Annotated in this window: 21 protein-coding genes; 8 read left to right on the top strand and 13 right to left on the bottom strand. The window is 59.9% G+C overall.

From position 1 onward, the window contains the following. Positions 1 to 54: 54 nt before the first annotated feature. The 4 genes from ctaD to K9B37_RS10975 are packed head-to-tail and all read left to right on the top strand — an operon-like array spanning position 55 to position 3,612. Positions 55 to 1,836 (top strand): cytochrome c oxidase subunit I, encoded by a 1,782-nt coding sequence (ctaD, locus tag K9B37_RS10990; protein WP_224313128.1) that lies wholly within the window; start codon positions 55 to 57, stop codon positions 1,834 to 1,836. Next, positions 1,829 to 2,530 carry a cytochrome c oxidase subunit 3 gene (locus K9B37_RS10985; RefSeq protein WP_224313127.1) on the top strand — a complete coding sequence of 234 codons (702 nt, stop codon included), beginning with the start codon at positions 1,829 to 1,831 and terminating at the stop codon, positions 2,528 to 2,530. The genes ctaD and K9B37_RS10985 overlap by 8 nt, the downstream gene beginning before the upstream one ends. Positions 2,531 to 2,544: 14 nt before the next feature. Next, positions 2,545 to 3,267, top strand: a complete 723-nt coding sequence (locus K9B37_RS10980; protein WP_224313126.1) for a heme-copper oxidase subunit III family protein — start codon at positions 2,545 to 2,547, stop codon at positions 3,265 to 3,267. A 9-nt stretch (positions 3,268 to 3,276) separates the two neighbouring features. Beyond that, the gene (locus K9B37_RS10975) at positions 3,277 to 3,612 is read left to right on the top strand and encodes a cytochrome C oxidase subunit IV family protein (protein WP_224313125.1); all 336 of its coding nucleotides are present in this window, start codon (positions 3,277 to 3,279) and stop codon (positions 3,610 to 3,612) included. Positions 3,613 to 3,678: 66 nt separating this feature from the next. Here the strand turns inward: K9B37_RS10975 and K9B37_RS10970 are convergent, their stop codons facing one another. Next, positions 3,679 to 4,503, bottom strand: a complete 825-nt coding sequence (locus tag K9B37_RS10970; protein ID WP_224313124.1) for a DUF2189 domain-containing protein — start codon at positions 4,501 to 4,503, stop codon at positions 3,679 to 3,681. Between the two features lie 280 nt (positions 4,504 to 4,783). Continuing rightward, positions 4,784 to 5,542: a 2-dehydro-3-deoxy-D-gluconate 5-dehydrogenase KduD gene (kduD, locus tag K9B37_RS10965; RefSeq protein WP_224313123.1), complete on the bottom strand. Its 759-nt coding sequence runs from the start codon at positions 5,540 to 5,542 to the stop codon at positions 4,784 to 4,786. Between the two features lie 135 nt (positions 5,543 to 5,677). Between kduD and K9B37_RS10960 the strand changes: the two genes are divergently transcribed. The 3 genes from K9B37_RS10960 to K9B37_RS10950 all read left to right on the top strand — a co-directional run bounded on the left by K9B37_RS10960 (position 5,678) and on the right by K9B37_RS10950 (position 8,477). Next, positions 5,678 to 6,358, top strand: coding sequence for a GntR family transcriptional regulator (locus tag K9B37_RS10960; RefSeq protein ID WP_224313122.1), 681 nt, complete (start codon positions 5,678 to 5,680; stop codon positions 6,356 to 6,358). A gap of 203 nt (positions 6,359 to 6,561) precedes the next feature. After that, positions 6,562 to 7,944, top strand: coding sequence for an MFS transporter (locus K9B37_RS10955; protein WP_224313121.1), 1,383 nt, complete (start codon positions 6,562 to 6,564; stop codon positions 7,942 to 7,944). 203 nt (positions 7,945 to 8,147) lie between these two features. Next, on the top strand, positions 8,148 to 8,477 hold the full coding sequence (locus tag K9B37_RS10950; protein ID WP_224313120.1) for a hypothetical protein: 330 nt from the start codon (positions 8,148 to 8,150) through the stop codon (positions 8,475 to 8,477). An 85-nt stretch (positions 8,478 to 8,562) separates the two neighbouring features. Here the strand turns inward: K9B37_RS10950 and K9B37_RS10945 are convergent, their stop codons facing one another. The 9 genes from K9B37_RS10945 to K9B37_RS10905 form a co-directional block, all read right to left on the bottom strand. After that, entirely contained in the window at positions 8,563 to 9,105 is a 543-nt protein-coding gene (locus K9B37_RS10945; protein WP_224313119.1) for a hypothetical protein, read from the bottom strand. A 35-nt stretch (positions 9,106 to 9,140) separates the two neighbouring features. Further along, the gene (locus K9B37_RS10940; protein WP_224313118.1) at positions 9,141 to 10,340 is read right to left on the bottom strand and encodes a gluzincin family metallopeptidase; all 1,200 of its coding nucleotides are present in this window, start codon (positions 10,338 to 10,340) and stop codon (positions 9,141 to 9,143) included. 63 nt (positions 10,341 to 10,403) lie between these two features. Continuing rightward, positions 10,404 to 11,180 (bottom strand): TfuA-like protein, encoded by a 777-nt coding sequence (locus tag K9B37_RS10935; protein ID WP_224313117.1) that lies wholly within the window; start codon positions 11,178 to 11,180, stop codon positions 10,404 to 10,406. Next, positions 11,173 to 12,315, bottom strand: a complete 1,143-nt coding sequence (locus K9B37_RS10930; protein ID WP_224313116.1) for a YcaO-like family protein — start codon at positions 12,313 to 12,315, stop codon at positions 11,173 to 11,175. Before K9B37_RS10930 ends, K9B37_RS10935 begins: the two co-directional genes overlap by 8 nt. Positions 12,316 to 12,383: 68 nt before the next feature. Continuing rightward, on the bottom strand, positions 12,384 to 15,440 hold the full coding sequence (locus K9B37_RS10925; protein WP_224313115.1) for an ATP-binding protein: 3,057 nt from the start codon (positions 15,438 to 15,440) through the stop codon (positions 12,384 to 12,386). Positions 15,441 to 15,589: 149 nt separating this feature from the next. Continuing rightward, positions 15,590 to 17,116: an NAD(P)/FAD-dependent oxidoreductase gene (locus K9B37_RS10920; protein ID WP_305072152.1), complete on the bottom strand. Its 1,527-nt coding sequence runs from the start codon at positions 17,114 to 17,116 to the stop codon at positions 15,590 to 15,592. Continuing rightward, positions 17,113 to 17,421, bottom strand: coding sequence for a (2Fe-2S)-binding protein (locus K9B37_RS10915; protein WP_224313114.1), 309 nt, complete (start codon positions 17,419 to 17,421; stop codon positions 17,113 to 17,115). Before K9B37_RS10915 ends, K9B37_RS10920 begins: the two co-directional genes overlap by 4 nt. Further along, positions 17,402 to 18,535 (bottom strand): NAD(P)/FAD-dependent oxidoreductase, encoded by a 1,134-nt coding sequence (locus tag K9B37_RS10910; RefSeq protein ID WP_224313113.1) that lies wholly within the window; start codon positions 18,533 to 18,535, stop codon positions 17,402 to 17,404. The genes K9B37_RS10915 and K9B37_RS10910 overlap by 20 nt, the downstream gene beginning before the upstream one ends. 55 nt (positions 18,536 to 18,590) lie before the next feature. Further along, positions 18,591 to 19,433: a lysine/arginine/ornithine ABC transporter substrate-binding protein gene (locus K9B37_RS10905; RefSeq protein ID WP_224313112.1), complete on the bottom strand. Its 843-nt coding sequence runs from the start codon at positions 19,431 to 19,433 to the stop codon at positions 18,591 to 18,593. A gap of 153 nt (positions 19,434 to 19,586) precedes the next feature. Here K9B37_RS10905 and K9B37_RS10900 point away from each other — a divergent pair, with 153 nt between their 5' ends. Next, the gene (locus K9B37_RS10900; RefSeq protein ID WP_224313111.1) at positions 19,587 to 20,489 is read left to right on the top strand and encodes a LysR substrate-binding domain-containing protein; all 903 of its coding nucleotides are present in this window, start codon (positions 19,587 to 19,589) and stop codon (positions 20,487 to 20,489) included. A gap of 44 nt (positions 20,490 to 20,533) precedes the next feature. Here K9B37_RS10900 and K9B37_RS10895 read toward each other — a convergent pair whose 3' ends face one another. Together K9B37_RS10895 and K9B37_RS10890 are read right to left on the bottom strand one after the other, a co-directional pair. After that, a complete protein-coding gene (locus K9B37_RS10895; RefSeq protein ID WP_224313110.1) occupies positions 20,534 to 21,361 on the bottom strand; it encodes a creatininase family protein in 828 nt (275 codons plus the stop codon). Positions 21,362 to 21,471: 110 nt separating this feature from the next. Further along, on the bottom strand, positions 21,472 to 23,076 hold the full coding sequence (locus tag K9B37_RS10890; RefSeq protein ID WP_224313109.1) for an ABC transporter substrate-binding protein: 1,605 nt from the start codon (positions 23,074 to 23,076) through the stop codon (positions 21,472 to 21,474). Positions 23,077 to 23,089: the final 13 nt, after the last annotated feature.

Here is a 23,089-nt window from a genome sequence, read left to right as displayed (position 1 = left end):
CCATGAAGAGGTGCGATCGAAGAGCCCCTGAAAGGGGCCAAGGAGAACGTCCTGATGGTTGATGTCCCACTAGGTCCAGGAACGATAATCCCCGCCGAGATCGAGGACGTTGAGCTTTATCATCCCAAGAGCTGGGTGACGAAGTACGTCTTCAGCCAAGATGCGAAAGTCATCGCCGTCCAATATGCCATCGTTGCTCTTTCGGTCGGCGTCGTCGCCCTCGTTCTCTCCTGGCTGATGCGGCTGCAGCTGGGCTTCCCGGGCGTTTTCTCATTCATCGATGCCAACGCCTATTACCAGTTCATCACCATGCACGGCATGATGATGGTGGTCTATGTCCTTACAGCGTTGTTCCTCGGCGGCTTCGGCAACTATCTCATCCCGCTGATGATCGGCGCCAGGGACATGGTCTTTCCCTACGTCAACATGCTGAGCTTCTGGATCTATTTTCTTGCCGTCCTGGTTCTGGTGGCAAGCTTCTTCGCTCCCGGAGGGCCGACCGGTGCCGGTTGGACCCTTTATCCACCGCAGGCCATCCTCTCCGGCACGCCCGGCGGCCAGGACTGGGGCATCATCCTGATGCTCGTCTCCCTGATGATCTTCATCATCGGATTCACCATGGGCGGGTTGAACTACGTCGTGACCGTGCTTCAGGCCCGCACGCGCGGGATGACGCTCATGCGCATGCCGCTGACCGTGTGGGGGATCTTTACCGCGAGCTTCATGGCGCTCCTCGCCTTCCCGGCGCTTTTCGTCGGCTGCGTGATGATGCTGTTCGACCGGGCCCTGGGAACGAGCTTCTTCGTGCCATCCATCGTCGAAATGGGGCAGCCCCTCGATCGGAGCGGCGGCAGCCCGCTTCTGTTTCAGCATCTGTTCTGGTTCTTCGGTCATCCGGAAGTCTACATCGTGGCACTGCCGGCCTTCGGAATCGTCTCCGACCTGATCAGTACGCATGCGCGCCGGAACATCTTCGGCTACCGCATGATGGTATGGGCGCTCCTGGCCATCGGGGCGCTGAGCTTCGTGGTTTGGGCGCACCATATGTATGTGAGCGGGATGAATCCCAGCTTCGGCTTCTTCTTCGCCACCACGACGCTGATCATCGCCATTCCGACAGCCATCAAGGTGTACAACTGGATCCTCACGCTCTGGCGCGGGGACATACACCTGACGGTGCCGATGCTCTTCGCCCTGGCCTTCATCATCACCTTCGTGAACGGAGGCCTCACGGGGCTCTTCCTCGGAAACGTGGTCGTCGACGTTCCTCTGTCGGACACGATGTTCGTGGTCGCCCACTTCCACATGGTGATGGGCGTCGCGCCAATCCTGGTGATCTTCGGAGCCATCTACCACTGGTATCCGAAGGTGACGGGACGCATGCTGAACGACACGTTGGGCAAGCTCCATTTCTGGGTGACGTTCCTGGGCGCCTACGCCATCTTCTTCCCCATGCACTATCTCGGTCTCATGGGCGTACCGCGTCGGTACTACGAGATCGGCGAGATGTCGTTCGTTCCACCTTCGGCCCATACGCTCAATGCCTTCATCACCATCGTGGCTCTGGTGGTCGGAGCAACCCAGATGGTCTTCGTCTTCAACCTGATCTGGAGCCTGCGCCACGGCAGGGTCGCCGGTGGCAACCCATGGCGGGCAACGACGCTGGAATGGCAGACGCCCGAGACGCCGCCGCCGCACGGAAACTGGGGAAAGGAACAGCCTGTCGTCTATCGCTGGGCCTACGACTACAACGTCCCCGGCGCCGAGCAGGACTTCATCCCGCAAAATCAGCCCGCGACGAACACATTGCCGCTGATGGGACTAGCTCATGCTTAGCATCCTGGTATTTCTCGGCCTGCTCGCCGTCATCGCGGCATGGTGGCTAGCGAAACAGGGCATCGCCTCGAAGCCTTGGATGGAACAGGGCGTCGCTTACGACACACGAGAATTCTCGCCGGCGCCCTCCCCAGCCAAGATCGGCTTCGGGGTTTTCCTGGCAGTCGTCGGCACGCTGTTTGCTCTTTTCATCAGCGCCTATGCCATGCGCATGCAGCTGCCGGACTGGCGCGCGCCACCCATCCCGCAGGTCGTTTGGCTCAACACGATCATGCTGATCCTGAGCAGCGTCGCTCTCCAGGGAGCAAGAACCGCCGCCCGTCGTGATGATGCGGACGCACTCAAGATTGGCCTTGCTGCGGGGGGACTGGCGGCCTTGGCCTTTCTTTCCGGGCAGCTTCTCGCCTGGCGGCAGCTCATGGCCGAGGGCTACTGGCTTGCGACCAACTCGGCCGATGCGTTCTTCTATATCCTGACCGGCGTGCATGGCATTCATCTCCTGGGCGGACTGATCGCGCTGGCCAGCACAGGCAGCCAGGCTTGGCGCGGCACGCCGCCTCAAAGGCTGCTCCTGAGCGTGGATCTCTGCGCCACATACTGGCACTTCCTGCTCCTCGTCTGGCTCATCCTGCTGAGCGTGCTGATCGGCTGGGCCGGCGAAGTCGCTGCGATCTGCCGTCAGCTTCTGACATAGAAGGAGTCCTGCTCATGGCGGACCACGCCCTGACCGATGTACGAGAGGACATAGCGAACGTCTCGGGCCTACGAACCATCGCGACCGATCTTGCAAGCGACCGCAAGGCCTTCAAGAACGTGTCGTGGGGCAAGGCCATGATGTGGATCTTTCTCCTCAGCGACACCTTCATATTCAGCTGCTTCCTGATCGCCTACATGACGGCGCGGATGTCGACGACGGTGCCGTGGCCCAATCCGAGCGAGGTCTTCTCTCTGACGATCGGTGGCACGTCGCTGCCGCTCCTTCTGATTGCGATCATGACCTTCGTGCTGATCAGCAGCAGCGGAACCATGGCCATGGCCGTGAACTTCGGCTACCGCCACGATCGTCGCAAGACGGCGGCTCTGATGCTGGCAACGGCGCTGCTCGGCGCCACCTTCGTCGGCATGCAGGCCTTCGAATGGACGAAGCTCATTCACGAAGGCGTCCGGCCCTGGACTAATCCATGGGGAGCGGCCCAATTCGGCTCGACGTTCTTCATGATCACCGGCTTCCACGGCACCCATGTGACCTTCGGCGTGATCTTTCTTCTCATTCTTGCACGCAAGGTCTGGCGAGGCGATTTCGACACGCAGAGGCGAGGTTTCTTCACCAGCCGCAAAGGTCGTTATGAATCCGTCGAGATCATGGGCCTCTATTGGCACTTCGTGGATCTGGTGTGGGTTTTCATCTTCGCCCTGTTCTATCTTTGGTGAGAGGCTGACATGGCACAGGCAGCAGCACATCCGCAGGGACAACAGCATCCGATCAAACTCTACCTCGTGGTCTGGGCATGGCTGTTCGTTCTGAGCACCTGCTCCTATCTGATCGATTACTTCCAACTCGAAGGGGCGCTGCGATATTCGCTCATCCTACTCTTCATGCTCCTGAAGGCGGGCCTGATCGTCGCGATCTTCATGCACATGGCCTGGGAACGCCTGACACTGGTCTATGCGATCCTTGTGCCATTGGGAGCGGTTCTGGTGTTCGTGGCGATCATGGTGCTCGAAGCCAACTACACCCTTTTGTCCCGGCTCTCGTTCTTCGGACTGGGATCCTGAGGGATACGGGGCGCGATCTTCCGCGCCCCGCCCTGGCTCCGATAGGTCCGATCGGAGACGTTGGGCTCACACCGCGGGATGGGCCTCCTCCCCCGAGGGAGGCTCCACCACATGCCGGTAGAGATGCCAGGTCGCATGTCCAAGCACCGGCATGACGATCGCCAGACCGACGAAGAGCGGAATAGAGCCGATCACCAGCGCCGCCGCCACGATGAGCCCCCACAGGGCCATGGTCAGGGGATTCATGACGACCGCCTTGACCGACGTGTAGATGGCGACAGCCAAGCCCACGTCCCGGTCGAGGAGAAGCGGGAACGAGACGACGCTGATGCTCAGCGCAACGACTGCAAAGATCAACCCCAGAACATTACCGGCCAGGATCAGATGCCTGCCTGAGGGCGTCGTCAGAACCTGCTTGAGGAAAGTCGTGTAGGATTCCGGCGGAGCGTAACCGAAAAGGGATTCATAGAGCGTCCGCGCCGTGCTCAACCAGACCAGAAAGATCACGAGCAGAATGACACCAAGCCCAATGATTGAAGGGATCGAGGGAGAACGCAGCACGTCGAACGCATCCTGCCAAGATGTCGGCAGGCCCAGTTCGCGCCTGCGGCTGATCTCGTAAAGGCCGATGGCAGCGAAGGGACCGATCAGCGCGAAGCCCGATGCCAGTGGATAGAGAAGTGGGAGAGCGTTGTTCGTGAAGGTAAGAGCGGCCAGGCATGCGCCGACGATCGGATAGATCAAGCCGAGGAAGACGAGGTGAGAGGGCATGGCCCAGAAATCGTCGAAACCTCGTACCAGCGAGTCCTTCAAATCTGCCGGCGAAATCTTGCGCACAACCGGATGGGCAGGAACGTCGCCTGCACCGGCTACGATATGGAAATTGGCCATAAGCGCTCCTCCAGAACTGAGAACCAGCTGGTCGAGGCCACGGCATCCAGAGCAAGCGGTCACGCGGAACCGCGACCCATCCTATCAGTATAGGCCGGAATGTCGCATGTGTCGCTAGGGAGGAGAATTTTCCGCAACGGTGTTCGATAGTAGCGTCGCTGCGCCACTCTTCGTGACGTCGCCAAGTAACCACCTTACGCCGGATGCCGGCGCTTGCAGGTTCCCTGAACATCGCTGTCGAAGGGCGAAACGCTCTTCTTCCGATCCATGCCAAGCTTCTTCATCGTGCCAGCCAGCCGCCATCCACCGGCAGGACGACGCCGTGAACATAATCCGACGCCGACGACGCCAGAAAGACGGCCGCGCCACCGAGATCTGCCGGATTACCCCACCGACCGACCGGAATCCTGGCGAGGATTTCACTACTGCGCTTCTGATCGTCCCGAAGAGCTTCTGTGTTGTTAGTCACGAAATAGCCTGGAGCGATGGCATTCACGTTGATGCCCTTCGCCGCCCATTCGCAGGCCAGCAGCCGGGTCAAGCCGGCGAGCCCGCTCTTGCTTGCCGTATATGATGGGATCCGAATTCCGCCCTGGAAGGACAGAAGCGACGCGATATTGATGATTTTGCCACCGCGCCCGTCCTCGATCATGCGCCGGGCAATGGCCTGTGTCAGGAAGAATGTCGTCTTGAGATTGACGTTCATCACGTCGTCCCAATCCTTCTCCGTGAAAGAGATCGCATCGGCACGCCGGATGATTCCGGCATTGTTGACCAGGATATCGATGCGCTCTCCCGCCGCCACACTCTCCGCCACGATCTGCTCGATCGGTTCGAGACTGGACAAGTCGGCCTTCACGCTGTGAAAGCGCGCGCCCGCGTCGCGGCACAGGCGTTCCGTCTCGTCCATGCCCGAGCGACCGACGGCAACGATAGCGGACCCAGCCTGTGCAAGCGCCACGGCAATCGCCTGACCAAGCCCGGTATTGGCACCCGTCACGACGGCGGTCTTCCCCGCAAGATCAAAGGCGTTCGTCATTTCGCATTCCTTGGCAGGACACGGCCAAGCCGCCGCTATTTTGCAGCCGCTATTTTTCCATGGCTGACTGGTCGACACTTGTATGGTAGTATCCACCTCCATACAAGGCAACTTCGAAAAAAGGTATTGGACGCTTTGAGCATCGCTCTTCCGATTACCCGGGGATCCGCCGCCCAGCGCATCGAAAGCGAATTGCGCCGCTCGATCATTGCGCTCGAACTCCCCCCCGGCAGCCGGTTGTCCGAGCATGACATCGCCGAACGCCATGGCGTGTCGCGACAGCCGGTTCGCGAGGCGCTGATCGGCCTTGCCCGCACGCGCCTGGTGGAAATTCAGCCTCAGCGCGGAACGGTGGTGGTGAAAATCTCGGTCCGGAAGATGATGGAGGCCCGCTTCGTTCGCGAAGCCTTGGAGACAGCAATTGTGCGCCAAGCCTGCTCCTCTTTCGATCGGCAGAGTCGCCAACGGATCGACGACCTGCTCGAAATGCAGGCGACAGCGGCCCGCCAAGACGATCACGATGCATTCCAGCGTTTCGATGAACTCTTTCACATCGCGCTGGCCGAGGGGGCAGGCTGTGCATTGGCCTGGGAGGCGATCCGGGACATCAAGGCCCACATGGATCGCGTCTGCCAACTCACCCTCCCCGGCCCGGAGGCTATGCGGCCCCTGATCGACCAGCATCGCGCGATCATCGCAGCCATCGATGCTGGCGACGAGGATGCCGCAGCAGATGCCATGCACCACCATCTCACGGAAATTCTCCGCGCCCTGCCCCGTGTCGAAGCGGAACGTCCAGAGCTTTTCAGCGCGTGACCTGATCGGATGACTTAGATTCGTCCCTAGGATCTCACACTCAGGCGGGACCAATAGGCACCCATGCCCTCTCGTTATTGCTGCCCGTAGAAAAAGGTCATTCCCACAGTTTGAACAACACCTTAGGAGGAACCGGCGCGTCGCGGACCTCGCCGAACTCGCACGCATCCTCCACACAAGGCTTCTATGGGACGGACCACTCAATGGATGCAGCCGACGGGATACCGCAGCCTCAACGAACCTGGGCACACGCGGCCGTAATCCTCGGCATCATGATGTCGGTACTGGACAGCGCAATCGCCAACATCGCGCTTCCGACCCTGGCGGCCGAGTTTCAAGTGCGCCCCGCCGACGCCATTTGGATCGTGAGCGCATATCAGCTCGCCGTGACGGCCGCCTTGCTGCCGATCGCCTCGCTGGGAGACATTCTCGGCTACAAGCGCGTATTCTGCGCAGGACTGGCACTGTTCACGCTGGCATCCCTCGCATGTTCGCTCTCGACCTCTCTACCCGGCTTGGCAGCCGCCCGCGCGGTTCAGGGGCTCGGGGCGGCAGGAATCATGAGTGTGAACAATGCGCTCATCCGCTTCATTTATCCTCATCGGCTCCTGGGACGAGGGATCAGCTACAACGCCTTGATGGTCGCCATCTCCTCGGTCGCCGGCCCCACGGTGGCCGCCTCGATCCTGTCCTGGGGATCATGGCCCTGGCTGTTCTGGGTCAATGTTCCGGTGGGTATTCTGGCTCTTGCGGTCGGGTTCAAGGTCCTGCCGCGCACTCCACAATCCACGCATCCCTTCGACACGATCAGCGCCATTCTGAATGCGCTGACATTCGGGCTTCTGCTCATCGGCGCTGATTCACTCCTCGAAAACGGGCCGGTCGCCGCCCTTGAACTTGGAGGGGCGGTCCTTCTCGGATTCGTTTTCGTGCGGCGCCAGCGCTCTCTGAAGGTTCCCATGTTGCCCCTCGATCTGCTGCGGATCCGGATCTTCTCGCTCTCCGTGATGACGTCCATGTGCTCGTTTGCCGCCCAGACCATGGCCTACGTGGCGCTCCCATTCTACTTCCAGAACGTGATGGGCCGGTCCCAGGGAAGCATCGGCGCGCTCATGACCGCCTGGCCGCTCCTTACCGCCGTCATCTCTCCGATCTCGGGAAGGCTTTCCGACCGCCATTCCGCGGGCCTCCTCGGCGGCATTGGCCTTGGCATTCTGGCGGTCGGCTTAGGCACACTGGCACTGTTGCCCACCGAGACCGCAACGATCGATATCGTCTGGCGATTGGCCTTGTGCGGCTTAGGCTTCGGTCTGTTTCAAGCCCCCAATAATCGGGCGATTTTCACCAGCGCGCCCCGGGAGCGCAGCGGAGGTGCGAACGGCATGCAGGCCACGGCACGGCTTGTGGGACAGACAACGGGCGCCGCGTTGGTCGCCCTGATCTTCAGCGCAGCGTCCGAGAACGCGGCGAGCCTTTCGCTGGCCATCGCCGCCGCCCTGGCCATCACCGCAAGCATCGTCAGCAGCCTTCGCGCATTCTCCCCCGCCGCGGGAGCGTCCTCGCAGAACGTTGACCCTCACCGGTGAGGGCTTCGCGTCACTGCTTAGAAAAGATACGGCCAGCGCCTTCCTTCTCATCACGGGATGGAGTCTAACGAGACAGCGCCTCCTCTTTGGAGTGAATCGACGCTGTTGCCACCTTGTGTCACGCTGAGATGCACATGGGTTGGCAGGCTTGCTCTGCACTTCTTTAGCCTTGTCGCCAGCAGAACCTGGGATGGGAGGAATGGATGGTCGAACTCACCATCAAGGTTACGGGAACGCGCAAATGGGTCCTGGTCGACGATATGAGTGGCCGCGGCATTCAATGGAATGGCTACATCGAAGCAGGCGATGCGCGACAGGTTGATATTTTCTCTACCGACGACATCCCTGGGAACGTCGTTGTTTATGCTGGTCTGCGCCCGAACCCTTGGACAGCCCAATTTCACCAGGAGAGTTTTAACAGTCCCTGCACCCTCGAACTGAGCGATGCGGTACTAGCATCCACGATTGCTAAGGACGCCGATGCAGAGTCGGACGCGTGTAAGTGGGACAACGTCCTGAAGAAGTCCCCGTAAGAAGCCCGCGCATTTATCGAAGCCGAAGCGCACCGAGAAGACGATGGAGTGCCTCAATCAAAGGGCGTCTTATGTCCTTCTTCGATCATGAGCTGGTGAGCCGCCCACCCCTGTGCGACATTTGCATACGACTATCATAGGTGTTCGGCGCGCGCTTGCCAGGAAGACTGGCGTCCAAAATCAGAGCTTCGGCTGTATCAAGCGTTGCGCTGATTTCCATAAGCGGAGCGCGCATTTTCAGGCGCCACATGCGATAGCTGTTGGAGCTGAGAGGAGTGGATTCATCAAATCCACAGCCAACCGCTCCCAAATCAGGCCCATTGTAATAGAAGGCGTAGATCCGGATCTTGTCGGGCCGGAAGCAATGTCCTTCAAAGGCATAGCCATAGATGGCAGCGATGACGACTTCACTGTTCTTGAAATCTGCAAAGGAACCATTGCCTTTCCTATGCAGCATCTGCAGCTGAAGAACCACGGTTTCCTGCGGCGGCAAAAAATCGCTCCGCCACGTCAAATCGAGGCGTGCATAGGAATCGACAGAATTGAGCTTGACGCCGTAAAGGATGATCTCGTCCGTGGCGAATTTATCCGTTTGGCCGGGGGCCGGCACGTCGGGACCGTAGGTCATTCATTCTCTCCGTGGCATCGTGCAAGAGGTCATGGTCACAGGATCTCCCGCCAGACAAAATTGTCCTCGATCCTGTCAGCGAACCGCCGGCCCCGCCCTCGTTCCATGCGCCAAAGAAGCGCCAGCGCCGCATGCCGGAACGAAAAATTGTCCGGGTCCAGATCTTCCCAGGAGCCGAGCAAAGCGTCACCAATGATGTCGCGAGCCTCCTGGAGTGCCGATTTCACGGCGAAATGTCGGATCTGGTAGTCGTGTTTCGAAACCATGAGCTCGCGATCGATATCGGACTGCGTCATGCTTTCTCGAACCGAACTGAGCTGCCGCGTGTCGAGGGACGCCAATCCACGCTCCAGAAGAATAAGCTGAAAGATTTCCAGAAGGGCATCGAAGAGCGCGCCCGTGAACGGCCGCGACAGATCGTGAACCTCGGTCCCGACATCCGACAGCTTCAAGGAATGGCTTGCCTTCCGAATCTGCCGCTCATCGAACAACTCGGCAATCCGATCGAGTTCATTCGAGATGAAGAGATTGCCTCTCGTGCGCCGCAGCATTCTGTCCAGCGCCGTATCGAAGTGCATAAGGCCTATCAATGAGACGAAGTCGGCCGCGAACTCGTGATAGGCAAGGTATTCATTGCTTGGCCCTAGCCTCTCTGGAACGCCGAGAATGCCGAACAAAATGAGATGCCCGGTCTCATGGGCAATCACGTCGAAGTTCAGGGCATAGGGAAAGGGATCGTCTCGGCTTTCGTCTTCTCCAAGCTCCAGAAAGCCATATCCCGACTGGGCGTTGGTCCAGGCGAGATGCGGTACGATCTCCAGGCGCTCATAGGTCGGCTGGAAGAACCACGGCACCGCGCGGTCGAGATAGCTTTCGGCGATATCGATGACACGGCTGACGCAGGCGAAGGCGTGGGCCGCCAAAAACTGGCGGGAGCCAGGAGGAATGTGATCGAAATGCCCGTCCGGTCCCGGCTCTGCCGGAGGATAGAGATCACCGGCATAAGGTGGTGCATACGGCCGTTGATATGGCTTTTTGGTCAGCAGAGGATCGACCACATACATCCGGCGATCCTCCGGGCCCGTCCCTACGCCACCGGCTGGCGTCGAGATCCAGACGGCCTCGGGCTCCTCATAACCTGGAATAAACGGCGCCTGCGGATAGACGAGAAACCGCGTTCCCAGCAACGGGGCTCCCGAGGAAGCGGCATGCCAACCGGCGGAAGGAGCATCCATGACAGAGTTCTGCATCCGAAGGAATGTAAGCTTGGCACATCTTCCTGTCTGGGTCCACGGTTGCTACTCCTTTTGCGCCTCCAAGTCGCCGACGTTCAAGCCTGACTCCTCAAGATCCCGGACAAGAGCCTCGGTCAATCGAAACGTCGGAACGTTGATGGTTTCATTCAACGAGCCATCGGTCGCCGTTGCCAGACAACGCAGCAAGCTGGCAGCATCAGCCCGCTTCTGGCTGAAGGCATGATGATGGAGCCACTCGTCCAAGTCACGCAGGCACGAGGCCTCTTGCGCGTCAACGCCGACCATCGCGCACGAAAGTGTTTGAGAATAACTGCGCTCGAGAAAGTGGATGGAACGAGCGATTTCTACCAGACGATCTCGAAGTTCTTCGGACACGATTCCGGCGCGGGCGGCCCGTCTGAATGTGATCCTCATGTCGATAAGGGCGTCTCCCAAAGCCGCGGCACCGAGCTCCGGAGGCGCCATGGCAACCGCGACCTCGTCATCCTCGGCATAGGGAGTTGACCTGTACCAGCGATAGATGAGTCCATGGCCCTTCATGCCGAAACCGGCCAGTTCGGCGGCGCGAAGGGCGCCCAGGCTCCCAGCCCCATAAATGGAAATGCCACGGCCAAGCGCCCAAAGGATTTCCTTATGCCGAACGGTCGGAACCGAGCCAAAGGCTCCATCGACGATGACGATCTTTCGCGGCTGGAGGGACTGGACGACCTGAATGATATGTCCCTGTTCGACGGGAGGCAGATAATGCGCATCGAGCAGATCTCGTGCCTGTTTCTGCGGCAGGGTGGGACCGAGAAACACGACGACTCGCTCATCCATGTCGACTGCTCGGCCAGAGGTGCAGCGGCGGTGCGAGCACGCGAACGACGTATATGCCCAGCTCGTCATCTGCATACAAGGGAACCACGATGACTGCGCGAGCTCCTGCCCGCACGGCGGCCTCGACAACGGCTTTGAGCATCGTGGAAGGGCTTGGTGGCGTCTGCCGTTCAGCCTCATACGGCAGCGAACCTGGCAATCGGATCTGATCGCGCCATTCGGCCAGGCGCTCGCGCTCGTAGACGGAGGGATAGATCCGTCGCGTCATATCCTCCCGTGCTCCGGCAATGACGGCTGATCTAGCCTGGCAGGCCTCCAGAAGAGCAGCCAGAAGCGCTTCATCGGACGTGAAACGGCATGCGGATCCCTCCGCGGGCATCGGCGCCAGCTCGAGAGGCCATTCCGCTTCCATGACATGGCAGCGATAGACCGGCGGCGTATCCGGCGCATTCGCGAGCCACGCTGCCGCAAGCAGGCCCGACTGCGTCAGGCTCTGAAGTAAGGCTGCAACAGGTCCATCTTTGATCGTCGAGAGATCGATCTGGAATCTCTCGTAGAAGTAAGGCGTTCGATACGCTCTGGTCAGAGCATGACGCTCCAGGACCTCGAGGGCACCTTGCACGATCGCTCCCACCAGACTCGCTCCCGCACCGAGTCCTGTCGTAACACGCGGAAATACCGACGGGTGCGGCGATGGATAGGTATAGATCGTATCGACAAGAGCCAGCGGCACAGGCACACGCTGATTTGAAACAAGATCCCAGCCATCGATCATCGGAAGATCGAGGGCCTCCCAGCCGGAATGCACGACGCTGTCGGCCCAGGGAGAAAACAACTTCATCCAATCCGCGCTTAGGGCGGAGTGTTTGGAGACATGAGAAGCAGCTTCCGGAATGCGCTCGGCCGCCCAGGTCTCTATGGTCTCCATGATGCCTGAAACAGCCGCCGAGACCATATCGACGCCCTTGCCCTGGGAGACGGCATTCGAAAGCGCCAGAGGCCGTACGACTTGCACCACCGGAACTCCGACGCGATCCAACCGAGTCAAGCTGCCGACCCGCGTGATGCCAAAACGATGACGGTGGCGGAGGAGGTTGCTCAGCCATCTGCGAAGCGGCTCGCCATCCGCACGCATGGCGGATGCCTCTTGCTCCACGGCCAACAGATCCGGAACTGCGGAAGCCTGAGGTGCAAGAATTCGCATCAGAGCTGCGCGCCAGGGTCAATTCGCAGAAGTTCGCCTCGCACGCGTTGCGCGATCAATTCGGCCCCCTGCTCTTGCGCGAGTTGAAGTGCGTGCAGCAGATCGTCACGTACGCGCTCGGCGGCCCAACTGCATCTTTGCCCGAGGATCGCGCGCCGCCGGTAGAGTTCCGGCAGCCAGAAGACGTTGCTTGTCCGTCTCGCATGATTGAGAGCCTCCTCGACCGCTTGCAAGGCGCGTTGGTCGTCGCCTTCTCGCTCGAGCGTGGCGGCTCTCATATCGAGATAGAGCGGCAGATCTTCCTCGGTCCCGATCGCAAGCTGATGGGTCAAACCGCGTTCGAAGATATCACGCCCTTCCTTCACCTCTCCTTGCAGGGCGCGCGCCCATCCGGAGAAAATATCGCTCTTCGCCTCGCAGTTAGGAAGGTTGTGCCGATCCGCCAGTTCACGCATTCGCTTGGCGTGCCGCAAAACTCCCGGAAGGTTCTGTTCGAAATGATGGAAAAGTAGTGCCACATCCAGAGCGTGGCAGATACTCCCGAGATGTTCGATCTCTTCTGCCCAGCGTAAGGCCGCCTCCACGCTCTCGACCGCAGCTTCCCGGTCTCCGCGAAACCAGAGCGATTGCCCACGCTCGGCAAGAGCGCAGACCTTCGCATCGTGGCCACCATACTTGGTTCTGCTCACGACAGCTCGTTCAGGATCATAGAGCAGCAGCCCCAGCTCGATGCAATGAAGGCACTCCTGATGGTTTCCTGCATGAAAGTGCGTTGCCCAGGAACAGTGCAACGCCTGGAGCTTGATTTCCGAATCCGCCGTGTTCTCAAGATCGGAAACGATCACGCGAGAGCGATCTACAGCTTCCGCATTCGGCGACGTGACCCACCATCCCCAGTAAAGAGGAAACCATTGCTCCCGATCCGTTAGACCTTTTCCTCGGCAAATGGCAACCGCGTCCTCATAGGTCTGGCGCGCTTCTCGCGATCCACTGCCATAGAGGGCCATCTCGATGGGGCCTCTGATGGCCAGCAGACGTAACGCGACGTCCCCTTTTCGCGTGGAGGCTGGTAAGCGTGAAAGGCACGTATCGGCGGAGGCCAGAAGGTTGTGAGCTTCCTGGACGGCGGAACGAACGGCACAACCTTCAGCTGCGCCGAGCGCATACTGCGCAGCTTCGATGAACTGACCTGCTCGCTCGCAGTGCCAAGCCATGACATCGTCTGGCGGCCTCGGGAAGGCGGCCTTATTCGTGGCGGCCACGACGCGGCGATGGAGCTCGCGCTGCTCGGATTTCAGCAGGCTGTCATAAGCAGCCTCCTGCAGAAGCACGTGCCGAAAGCGAAATGATGGTCCCCCGCCTCCATCGATGGAATGAATAATGTTCCCGGCGTTCAGGGCCGCCAGATGCCGATCAATCGTGTCCGTAGATATCCCGCCTGCTATGGCTCGGATATGTTGCCGTGAGAACTCACGGCCGATCACACTCGCGATCTGCGCAACCCGCCGCGCATCGCCAAGCCTTGCGACCCTAGCGAGAAGAAGATCCTTGAGTGTTGAAACGCCGCCCTCCTGCAAAACCGCGCTCCAGTCCTTCCGCGTACTGGGAGCCTGACCTAGGCGATCCTTGAGGAGATGACTCACCTCTTCCACGAACAGAGGAACACCTTCACTTCTTTGCTCAATGAAATGAGGCAGACCTCGCGGCACCGGCAGCGGTTTCCAGATGTCCTTGAGGATCTGAACCACCGAGTTGGGCGAAAGACGAGAAAGATCCTGCCACGAGACGGCGGAGTGATCCGCAAGCGCAGGATCGACCGGGTCGCGGGACGTTACGATCAGAAGCGCCGGGATATTGCCAATCCGGTCAGCCAGCTCCCGCACCAACGATTGCGTCAGAGCATCTGCCCAGTGGAAGTCTTCGAGAACGATGAATTGCGGTTTGTGTTTTGTCCACGCTGTCAGAACATCGATCATCGCACCGACGGCTGCGCGGCCGAAGTCCTGACCATGAACCTCGAGTAGACCTGTATCGCCGGGATCGCCCTCGGCCAGAAGCGAGAGGACATCCAGACCCTCCTCTCCCACGTCCGGCGCCAGCCTTCTGAGATAAGCCCTTGCAGCCCCTTGAGTCAGATCCTCACTTCCTGAAAACTGCCTGACGCTGCGAAGGAAGCGATCAACCACTGGATGGAACGGGCGCCTATTCCCTCTAGGTTCACACTGAAACAGTCTTCGATTGAATCGTGCGCCATCGATATTTTGGGAGATCTCGGATACGAGACGCGACTTCCCGATCCCGGCTTCGCCCGTCAGAAAAAGGATTCGCCCTCTCCCTTCCTTTGCATCGGTCCAGCAGCGCAGACATATATCGGATTCCTGGGCACGTCCGACCAAGGGCGTATCCGAGCGTCGCTTGGTCTCAAACCGTGAATCGGCCAGCCGCTTTTCGACTGGCTGCCAGACCGGTTGGGGCGCGCTGAAACCCTTGACCTCGATCGTATCACCGAAGCGGTACTCGAACGCGCTTTGGGTCAGTCTGTAGGTCGTCTCAGAGACGAGTACGGTGTCGGGAGCCGCATAGGACTGGAGGCGAGCAGCAAGATTGACGGACAACCCGATGACCTCATGCCCTCCCGGAAGGTCATTGCGGACCAGATCGTTGACCACGACCGTACCGGTTGCAACGCCAACCCTGACGCTGCCAAGCGAGGGGCCTTCCCCCTGCGCCTGCAAAGCCTTGCACCGCTTCACAATCTCCAGCGCTGCGCTGACAGCCGACTCCGCTGCATCTTCGGATGCGACGGGATAGCCAAAGAAGGCACATCCGCCATCACCGACAATCTGGTCCAGGGTCCCGTCATATCGACGGACGACGGAAGCGACGGCGGTGTGAATGGCCCTTTGCGCCTCGCCAAAATCTTCGGGATCGAGTGTGTTGAGGAGCAAGGTCGAGTCGACGATGTCATAAAACAACGCCGTTATCTGTCGACGTTCTCCGACAGAACTCGTCAACTTTGGATCCGCAGATCCGAATTTCGCCGGATTGCTTATCATCGCTCGCCTGAGATAGCAGGCGAACTATATCGCGGGGACGACTGGCCAACAACGAAATTGCCGGATCTTGCAAGACAATGAAAATTTAACGTTATACTTTTTCATTCGCCTTCCAAAACAAGGCAGATCCTCGGGCTTCGCGTTCTTGCCTATAGACGCTCACCTCGACCATTCTTCGGGGGATGCGTGTCGGCCAGATCAGCCAGAACCGCGGCTTTGGCGGCCTCTGATTGCGGCAAGGAGGCCAACTCACTCAGCCGCAGGGGCTTGATGGGAAAGCGAAGGCGATAATAGCCGACCTCGTTCGGCCCTACTCCACGCTCATTCGCAATGAGCTCAGTGACGGTCAGCCCGCAGAGGCGTCCTTGGCAGGGCCCCATACCGGTGCGCAGGAATACTTTCATCTGGTTCGGCCCGATGGCACCGGCATCGACCGAGGAGCGGATCTGGCCGGCTGAAATCTCCTCGCAACGGCACACGATGGTGTTCGGGTTCTGAGGGATCCTGAAGCTCTCGGCCGGCCGGTACAGAACCTCAAGGAATGCGCGGCCCCGCGAGGCCTTCCTGAGCTGTGATCTTAATGGGGCTGCCCGCCGCTCCCCGCTTTCGATGTCGATCAATCCGAGGCGAACCGCGCAACCGAGGCCCGCCAGCGCTCCCTGAAGCGCCGCCGCTTCAGCACCCTGGATTCCCGCCCCGTCCCCAGTGATCGCAATTCCAGGAACGGACGTTCTATACCATTTGTCGACGCGCGGTCGGAAGGCGAGTTGCCGCTCATCCCATTCGTGCTCGCAACCCAAAGCGTTTGAGAAGTTGATATTGGGCACGATGCCCTGGTGCAGCAGCAGGATATCAGCTGGCACACGCTGCTCTCTCCCGTTGGCACGCCACACGACCTCCTTCAGCGCGCCCTCTCCTTCCGCAGAAAGCGATGAAACCCATCGCACGACCTTCGTACGCCGCAATACGCTACAAAGGAGCTTCATCCCCTTGATGGCATAGGGAGAAGCCAGGAACTCCGGAAGGTAGCGCAAGGCCTTCCGCCAGTTGGCCTTCGGTGTCGTGTCAAGAACGGCGGAAATCGTCGCGCCTGCGTCGATCAACTGGGCAGCCAAGAGATATAGAAGCGGGCCGGTTCCGGCGATGACCACCCGGCCCTCCGGAATCAAACCCGATGCTTTCAGCGCAATTTGGGCGGCGCCCGCCGTCATCACGCCTGGAAGCGTCCATCCGGGAACAGGAAAGGGCCGCTCGAGCGCACCCGTGCCGAGCACGATCTGCTTCGTGCGGATCAGGCGTGTCTTTCCGGCTGCGGAAATTCCGACTTCGTGACCGATGATCTCGCCGGATTCACCGTGAAACGGGACGATGCTCCACGCCGTTGTCATAGGAGAATAATGCGCATCTGAGCGAAGAAACGCTTCGGCAATCGCTCGCCCTCGCCAATAATCCTCTCCGAGCCGCCGACGATCCGCCTCCTGAGCGCGCAGCACGGATCGATAGATCTGACCGCCGGGAGTTTGGTTCTCGTCAACAAGGAGCACCTGAGCACCGAACTCCGACGCAGTTGTCGCCGCACGGAGCCCTGACGGCCCTGCGCCAATGACGACGACATCGTAGTCGCCGGCCAAGTCGTCGATCCTGCCGATCTGCGCGCTCTCTACTCCGACCATCATTGCCCGGCCTCCGCCGGCAGAGCATACGAGCCCTTCTGCGTCTCGACCTTCATTCCTTCACGAACCGGCACGAGACATCCCTGCCGATTGCCGACGCCGTCGATCCTGACAAGACATTCAAAGCAAACGCCCATCATGCAATAGGGCCCTCGCGGTGCGCCCGAAACCGGTGTCGTGCGGCAGGCCTGGATACCGGCTGCGAGGAGCGCAGCGGCGACGCTATCTCCGGCGGCCGCGACAATCGGATTTCCGTCGAAGGTGAAGGTCACTTGGTCCCTCATACGATCAGGCGCGCGCCGGAACATGAAACCTCCTTGTTCCAAAGACGGATACATCCTGAGGGATCGCACCAGCAGCGATTGCGCGCGCCAGGATGTAAGCGTGCTGCGGCGCCAGGGTGACCCCTGAATGCGCCATGGCAATGAAGGCGCCGGGACAGGTTTGAGATTGCTCGTAGACGGGATAGCTGTCCAGCGTCATGACCCGAAAGGCAGACCAGGTTCTCACGACATTCAAGTCCGCCAGAATCGGAAACATTCTGACGGCTCTGTCCGCCATGACAGACGAGATTCCATGGTCGATCGCCAGGCTCGCGCCGTTCGCCTCCTCGCTGTCGCCGATCATGACGCCGCCCTCGTCGGTCTGGCGGACCGTGACGACGGGATAGCGAAGAAAGGGAGACGCCTTCTCCGTGACGATGATCTGCCCCCGGCTGGGCTTCATCGGTGCCTCTAGTCCCACCATGGAAGCGAGATGAGCATTGCCGAGCCCGGCTGCGAGAACAACTTTCGGAGCCCGAACTTCACCCCAAGGGCCCTTCAGCAGGAACCCGCCCTCCTTCGGCTCGACGGCTGCCACTGCGTGCCCTGGACGATAATCCACGCCGCGCACTTTCAGGGCGGCATGCAGGGCCCTGAAAAATCGAAGCGAGTTCACGTGTCCATCAAGCGGGCAGTAGATTGCCCCGCTCACTTCAGGCCCGATCGCAGGCAAACGCAACTTCGTCTGGGAATGGTCGAGAACCTCATATGGGTGCGCTACCGCGTGGGGCTGATTGTGCAGGCGTTCCAGCGCATCGACGCTCGCCTGAAGCTCCCGATCGGAAAGGCAGAGGGTGAAGCCGCCAGGTTGATCGAGCCCAACATCTATCCCCGTTTCGGACTTGAGATCCGCAGCGAGCCCAGGCCACGCCCCTGCCGCGCCTTTCGTCCAGGCGGTATAGGCTGGAAACCCGACTCCTTTTCCTTGCACCCAGACAAGGGCGAAGTTCGCTCGCGATGCCCGGAGCGCAATATCACCCTCGTCCAGAACGCATACCCGCAACCCTTGCTGCGAAAGCCCCCAGGCCAGGCACGCGCCCATCAGGCCGCCGCCGACAATGACAATGTCGGGGTCCGGATATCGTCGATTGACTGTCATTCCTCATCACCCGCAGATGCGGGCGCTCGCAAGCGCCCGCTAGGCATGGCCAACATTAGCTTTGAGGTGTGATGTTGGTCTTGAACCACTTCAGCGAGAGCTTCTGGATCGTACCGTCCTTGATGGCGGCCTGGATCGCATTGTCGAAGTTCTTCTTCAGCTCTGTCTCGTCCTTGCGAAGGCCCACGGCAATGCCTGCACCAAGCACGCCGCCCGTGAGCGATGGCCCAGCGACGGCATAATCCTTGAACTCAGGCTTCTCCAGCGTGCCGATGATCTGGGCGGCTCCCGCGAACACACCATCGATGCGGCCGGCTGCCAAGTCGAGGTCATGCTGCTCGGTGGTCTTATATTCGCGGATCTCGGCGGTGCCCTTCAGGTACTTGTCGGCAAAGTTGGCCTGGATCGTCGCGGTTTGCACGCCGATGGTCTTACCCTTCAGGAGAGGCTTGAGGGCCTCGATCGCCTTCTCGGCATCCGCCTGCTGCGTGCCGAGGTTATAGGCCGAACCGGTCCCCGGCATCTTGGCGAGCGGTGAGTCCTTCGCCGCCAGGAAGTTGCTTGGCGTATCCGCATAGGGAATGGAGAAATCGATCACTTCCTTACGCTTGTCGGTGATGGTCATGCCGGCCATGATGGCATCGTACTTCTTGGCATTGAGCGCCGGAATGATGCCGTCCCAATCCTGCGCCACGATCTCGCACTTCACCTTCATGCGCGCGCACAGGTCGTTGGCGAGGTCGATCTCGAACCCTTCCAGCTTGCCGCCGGCACCGGTGAAGTTCCACGGCGCATAGGCGCCCTCGGTGGCGATCTTCACGGTCTTCTCCTGCGCCGCCACGCTGGTGGCAACCAACATCCCGAGGGCAGCTGCCCCAAAGACTCCCAACCTGTTCATAATCTCTCTCCCTCTCTTGGTTTCAGCGGCCAACGGCTGGTCGATGCCGACCCGTCCGAAAGCACCTCGGCAACAATCACGCGCAGCTTTCCATAAGGTCAAATCAGTTTTATTCATTCTAGCATGCTTTGACATTATGCTTAGGCACCACAAGTGGATATCAGCCCTCGCCAGATCGAGGCCTTTCGAATGGTTATGCTCACCGGGAGTATAACAAGCGCATCCGAGGCCCTTTTCGTAACCCAGCCGGCTATCAGCCGCCTCGTCCAGAGCCTTGAGCATGCCACGGGGCTTGTGCTCTTCGAGAGGCGTGGAAACCATATCATCCCTACCGCCGAGGCAACGGCCCTGCTCGCCGAGGTGGAGCGCTCGTTCGTCGGACTATCGCGGATAGCAACATTCGCCCAAGCCCTCCGCGCACAAACGGCCGGCTCACTCCGCATCGCCGCAATGCCGGCTCTTGCCGGCAGCCTCCTGACGCGATTTGTGGCCCGTTTCTCCATCCGCAGACCGGATGTCCACATCTCGATCAGTGGAATTCCCTCGCACCTCGTGACGGACGCCGTAGCCGGCGGACAGGCCGATTTCGGCTATGCCGATAGTCCGTTGGACCGGGTCGGACTCGAGGTGGAAATCATTCCCCTGGCGGCTGTGGCGATCATGCCAAAAGGCCACCGGTTGGCGGGACATCAGTCCGTCACCCCGGAGGACCTGCACGACGAACGCTTCGTGGGAATTGGTCGAGGCACTCTCTTTCGATCCCGGATCGATACGGCTCTCGCAGGGACTTCGCGGCGGATCTCGCTCGAAACACCCCTATCGCACATTGCCTGCCTTCTCGTCGCGGAAGGCGGCGGTATCAGTATCGTCGATCCTTACTCCGCAGCGGAGTTCCTCGATAAGGGCATTGTTGCGAAACCATTCACGCCGTTCATCGACGCGGGGTTCGTCGCTCTGCGCGCGCCTCAGCACTCTGCCTCCGGACTGGCCACGACATTCATGCGAGAGTTTCGCGACTATGTTGCCGCCTGGTCACTGCCCGTTGCGGGACAGTGACCAGATGAAGATCCTTGCGGAAAATCAGAACCAATTCACCATAGTCAACCGTGATCGGCTCTTCCGGAGGTCGTTCCCTGGCCGCGATCCTCTTGCCAGACAGGGTCCGGCACCGACCATAGATGCGGATCCAGCATGCTCTCCGCCAATACCTTGGCCTGAGCATTCAGAAAGCGCTCTCCCTTCTGCGCGGTTGCAGGCCGCGGATCTCCCCAAGTACCGGTGACCGGAGCCCGCTCGGAGAAGGAATAGAAACGCGAGAAGCCGCGAGGCGATTCCACACGTTTGGGCGCCTGCTGCACCGCCTCGTCGAACTTGTCTGTCCGCACGATGTCGCCGGCGATCGCCATCATCACGGAGGCTTCACCCTCGCAGGCATGCTTGGGTGTTTCGGTTTCTGCGATAGCCGCAATCTCGTCCGGGACCAGCATCCATGGCGTCGTCGCAACAATCGGCATCGCGAAAGTGACCGCAAGCTCACGTACGGCAACTGCCAACGGGTCGATGTTGCCGCCGTGACCGTTGACGATCAAAAGGCGCTTGAAGCCGAGAGCCTTGAGCGAACGCACGATGGAGCGGAGAATCCCATGATATGCATCATAGTCGAGGCTGATGGTGCCACCGAAGGGGAAATGGTGTTCGCTCATGCCGAGCCAGAGCCCCGGGAGAACGGCAACGGGGATATCGTGAGCGACCGATCGTGCCGCTCGGATTGCCGCTGCACTGGCGCTCGCCGTATCAGTAATCACCGGCAGGTGCGGCCCATGCTGCTCAAGCGAGCCGACTGGAAGCACAGCCAATGCGTTGGGGCGCCCTGCCAGAACCTTGAGCTCAGGCGCCGTCATTCGCGCCCATTCCACTTCAACCGTCATAGCGTTTCTGCTCTCTTCATCTCATCATAACCAGGATCCTGGGACCCCTTAGGATTCACGCAGCGCCTATGTCCCGAATTACGTCGGGACATAGGGCTTCATCACGCGGCCTATTTCTTCAGGGACACCCCGTAGAAGGGCTGACCACCGAAGAAATGCATCTTGTAGCCGGAGACTTCCTTGCGGACCGGCGTGAATGCTTGGGCGTTGGCAAACAGAAGAGACGCCGAGTCGTCCTGGAAGATCTTCTGGATCTCAAGGTAGAGCTTCGTGCGCTCGGCCTGGTCGCTGATGGAGTTCGCACGAGCCAGCTTGTCCGAGAAGTCCTTGTTGCACCAGCGCGCCCGGTTTCCTCCGGTGGCGACGGCATCGCAGCTCCAGCTCAAAGTCAGGATCTGGCTCGGGTCGGGATAATCCCACGTACTGCCGCTCATGGCGACGTCGTGCTCGCCCTGGCGTGTACGCTTGAGATACTCGCCCCATTCATAGGACTTGATCTCGGCCTGCACGCCCACTTTGGCCCAGTCAGCCTGAATCAGCTCGGCGGCACGACGTCCATTCGGCATGTAGGCCCTGACCACCGGAATAGCCCAGAGAGTGGTCTTGAAGCCGTCCGGAAAGCCAGCTTCCGCGAGAAGCTTCTTGGCTCTCTCGGGATCGTATGCGCGAACCTTGACCTCATCGCTATGCCCCCACAGGGTGGGTGGAATGAGCGCTGCCGTCGGCGTGCCGGTTCCTTGATAGACCGTCTCCACGAGAGCCGGGATGTTGGTCGCATAGGTCAACGCCTCGCGAACCCGACGATCATCGAACGGCTTCTTTTGATTATTGAAGGCAAGATAGCTCATATCGGCAATCGTGCCGGACAGAACATTCAGATTGGCGTCGGCCTTCATCGACGCCAGATCACCGGGATTTGGATAGCGCGCGATATGGCACTCACCGGTCCTCACCTTGGCATAGCGGATGCTGGCATCCGGCGTAATGACGAATACCAGATCACTCACCTGCGCAGTGCGATCCGGTAAGCCTGCAGCCTCCCCCCAGTACTCCGGGAAACGCTTGAAACGAACCGTCGCATCCTTCTGGTAAGCAACGAAGCTGAAGGGTCCAGTTCCGACCGGAGCCTGATCGACCTGATCCGGCGTTCCCGCCTTCTGCATGGCATCGGCGTACTCGGCGGAGAAAATGGACATGGGCTCGACGGAGAGGACGCCAAGCAGCGCAGCTTGTGGCTCTTTGAGTACGAACTGGACAGTATAATCGTCGACCTTATCGATCGACTTTATGAAGGGAGCCGCGAGACTCGCATAATACTCGTAACTTCCTCGTCCTACGCCATGGAATGGATGCTTGTCATCCATCATGCGATGGAACGTAAAAATGACGTCGTCGGCATTAAATTGCCGAGTTGGCTTGAATGAGCGACTGGACTGCCAGCTGACACCCTTGCGGAGTTTAAACGTATAAGTGAGCCCGTCATCCGAGATCGTCCATGACTCCGCCAGACCAGGGACGATCTTCGAACCGCCCCGCTCGACCTCAACGAGGCGATTGTAGATCTGGCCCGCGACATCGAAGGAGGTGTTAGCCGTCGAGAACTGCGGATTAAGGTAATCAGGGCTCGCTTCGGTGCAGACGACGAGCGTCTCTGCGGAGGCAACACTCATCATGGTGAGAAGTGTGAAGCTGGCGGCTGTTGTGCGATAAAGCATATTGTTCTCCTCG

Source organism: Microvirga puerhi, from assembly GCF_020089865.1.
Lineage (GTDB): Bacteria > Pseudomonadota > Alphaproteobacteria > Rhizobiales > Beijerinckiaceae > Microvirga > Microvirga puerhi.
The sequence above is the reverse complement of the archived record's forward strand: the minus strand, read 5'-3'. Positions and strand labels throughout refer to the sequence as shown.

Coding starts and splice junctions, on each gene's coding strand:
- ctaD (WP_224313128.1), top strand. CDS start 55: ATGGTTGATGTCCCACTAGGTCCAGGAACGATAATCCCCGCCGAGATC.
- K9B37_RS10985 (WP_224313127.1), top strand. CDS start 1,829: ATGCTTAGCATCCTGGTATTTCTCGGCCTGCTCGCCGTCATCGCGGCA.
- K9B37_RS10980 (WP_224313126.1), top strand. CDS start 2,545: ATGGCGGACCACGCCCTGACCGATGTACGAGAGGACATAGCGAACGTC.
- K9B37_RS10975 (WP_224313125.1), top strand. CDS start 3,277: ATGGCACAGGCAGCAGCACATCCGCAGGGACAACAGCATCCGATCAAA.
- K9B37_RS10970 (WP_224313124.1), bottom strand. CDS start 4,503: ATGGCCAATTTCCATATCGTAGCCGGTGCAGGCGACGTTCCTGCCCAT.
- kduD (WP_224313123.1), bottom strand. CDS start 5,542: ATGACGAACGCCTTTGATCTTGCGGGGAAGACCGCCGTCGTGACGGGT.
- K9B37_RS10955 (WP_224313121.1), top strand. CDS start 6,562: ATGGATGCAGCCGACGGGATACCGCAGCCTCAACGAACCTGGGCACAC.
- K9B37_RS10950 (WP_224313120.1), top strand. CDS start 8,148: ATGGTCGAACTCACCATCAAGGTTACGGGAACGCGCAAATGGGTCCTG.
- K9B37_RS10945 (WP_224313119.1), bottom strand. CDS start 9,105: ATGACCTACGGTCCCGACGTGCCGGCCCCCGGCCAAACGGATAAATTC.
- K9B37_RS10940 (WP_224313118.1), bottom strand. CDS start 10,340: ATGGATGCTCCTTCCGCCGGTTGGCATGCCGCTTCCTCGGGAGCCCCG.
- K9B37_RS10935 (WP_224313117.1), bottom strand. CDS start 11,180: ATGGATGAGCGAGTCGTCGTGTTTCTCGGTCCCACCCTGCCGCAGAAA.
- K9B37_RS10930 (WP_224313116.1), bottom strand. CDS start 12,315: ATGCGTGCGGATGGCGAGCCGCTTCGCAGATGGCTGAGCAACCTCCTC.
- K9B37_RS10925 (WP_224313115.1), bottom strand. CDS start 15,440: ATGATAAGCAATCCGGCGAAATTCGGATCTGCGGATCCAAAGTTGACG.
- K9B37_RS10920 (WP_305072152.1), bottom strand. CDS start 17,116: ATGATGGTCGGAGTAGAGAGCGCGCAGATCGGCAGGATCGACGACTTG.
- K9B37_RS10915 (WP_224313114.1), bottom strand. CDS start 17,421: ATGTTCCGGCGCGCGCCTGATCGTATGAGGGACCAAGTGACCTTCACC.
- K9B37_RS10910 (WP_224313113.1), bottom strand. CDS start 18,535: ATGACAGTCAATCGACGATATCCGGACCCCGACATTGTCATTGTCGGC.
- K9B37_RS10905 (WP_224313112.1), bottom strand. CDS start 19,433: ATGAACAGGTTGGGAGTCTTTGGGGCAGCTGCCCTCGGGATGTTGGTT.
- K9B37_RS10895 (WP_224313110.1), bottom strand. CDS start 21,361: ATGACGGTTGAAGTGGAATGGGCGCGAATGACGGCGCCTGAGCTCAAG.
- K9B37_RS10890 (WP_224313109.1), bottom strand. CDS start 23,076: ATGCTTTATCGCACAACAGCCGCCAGCTTCACACTTCTCACCATGATG.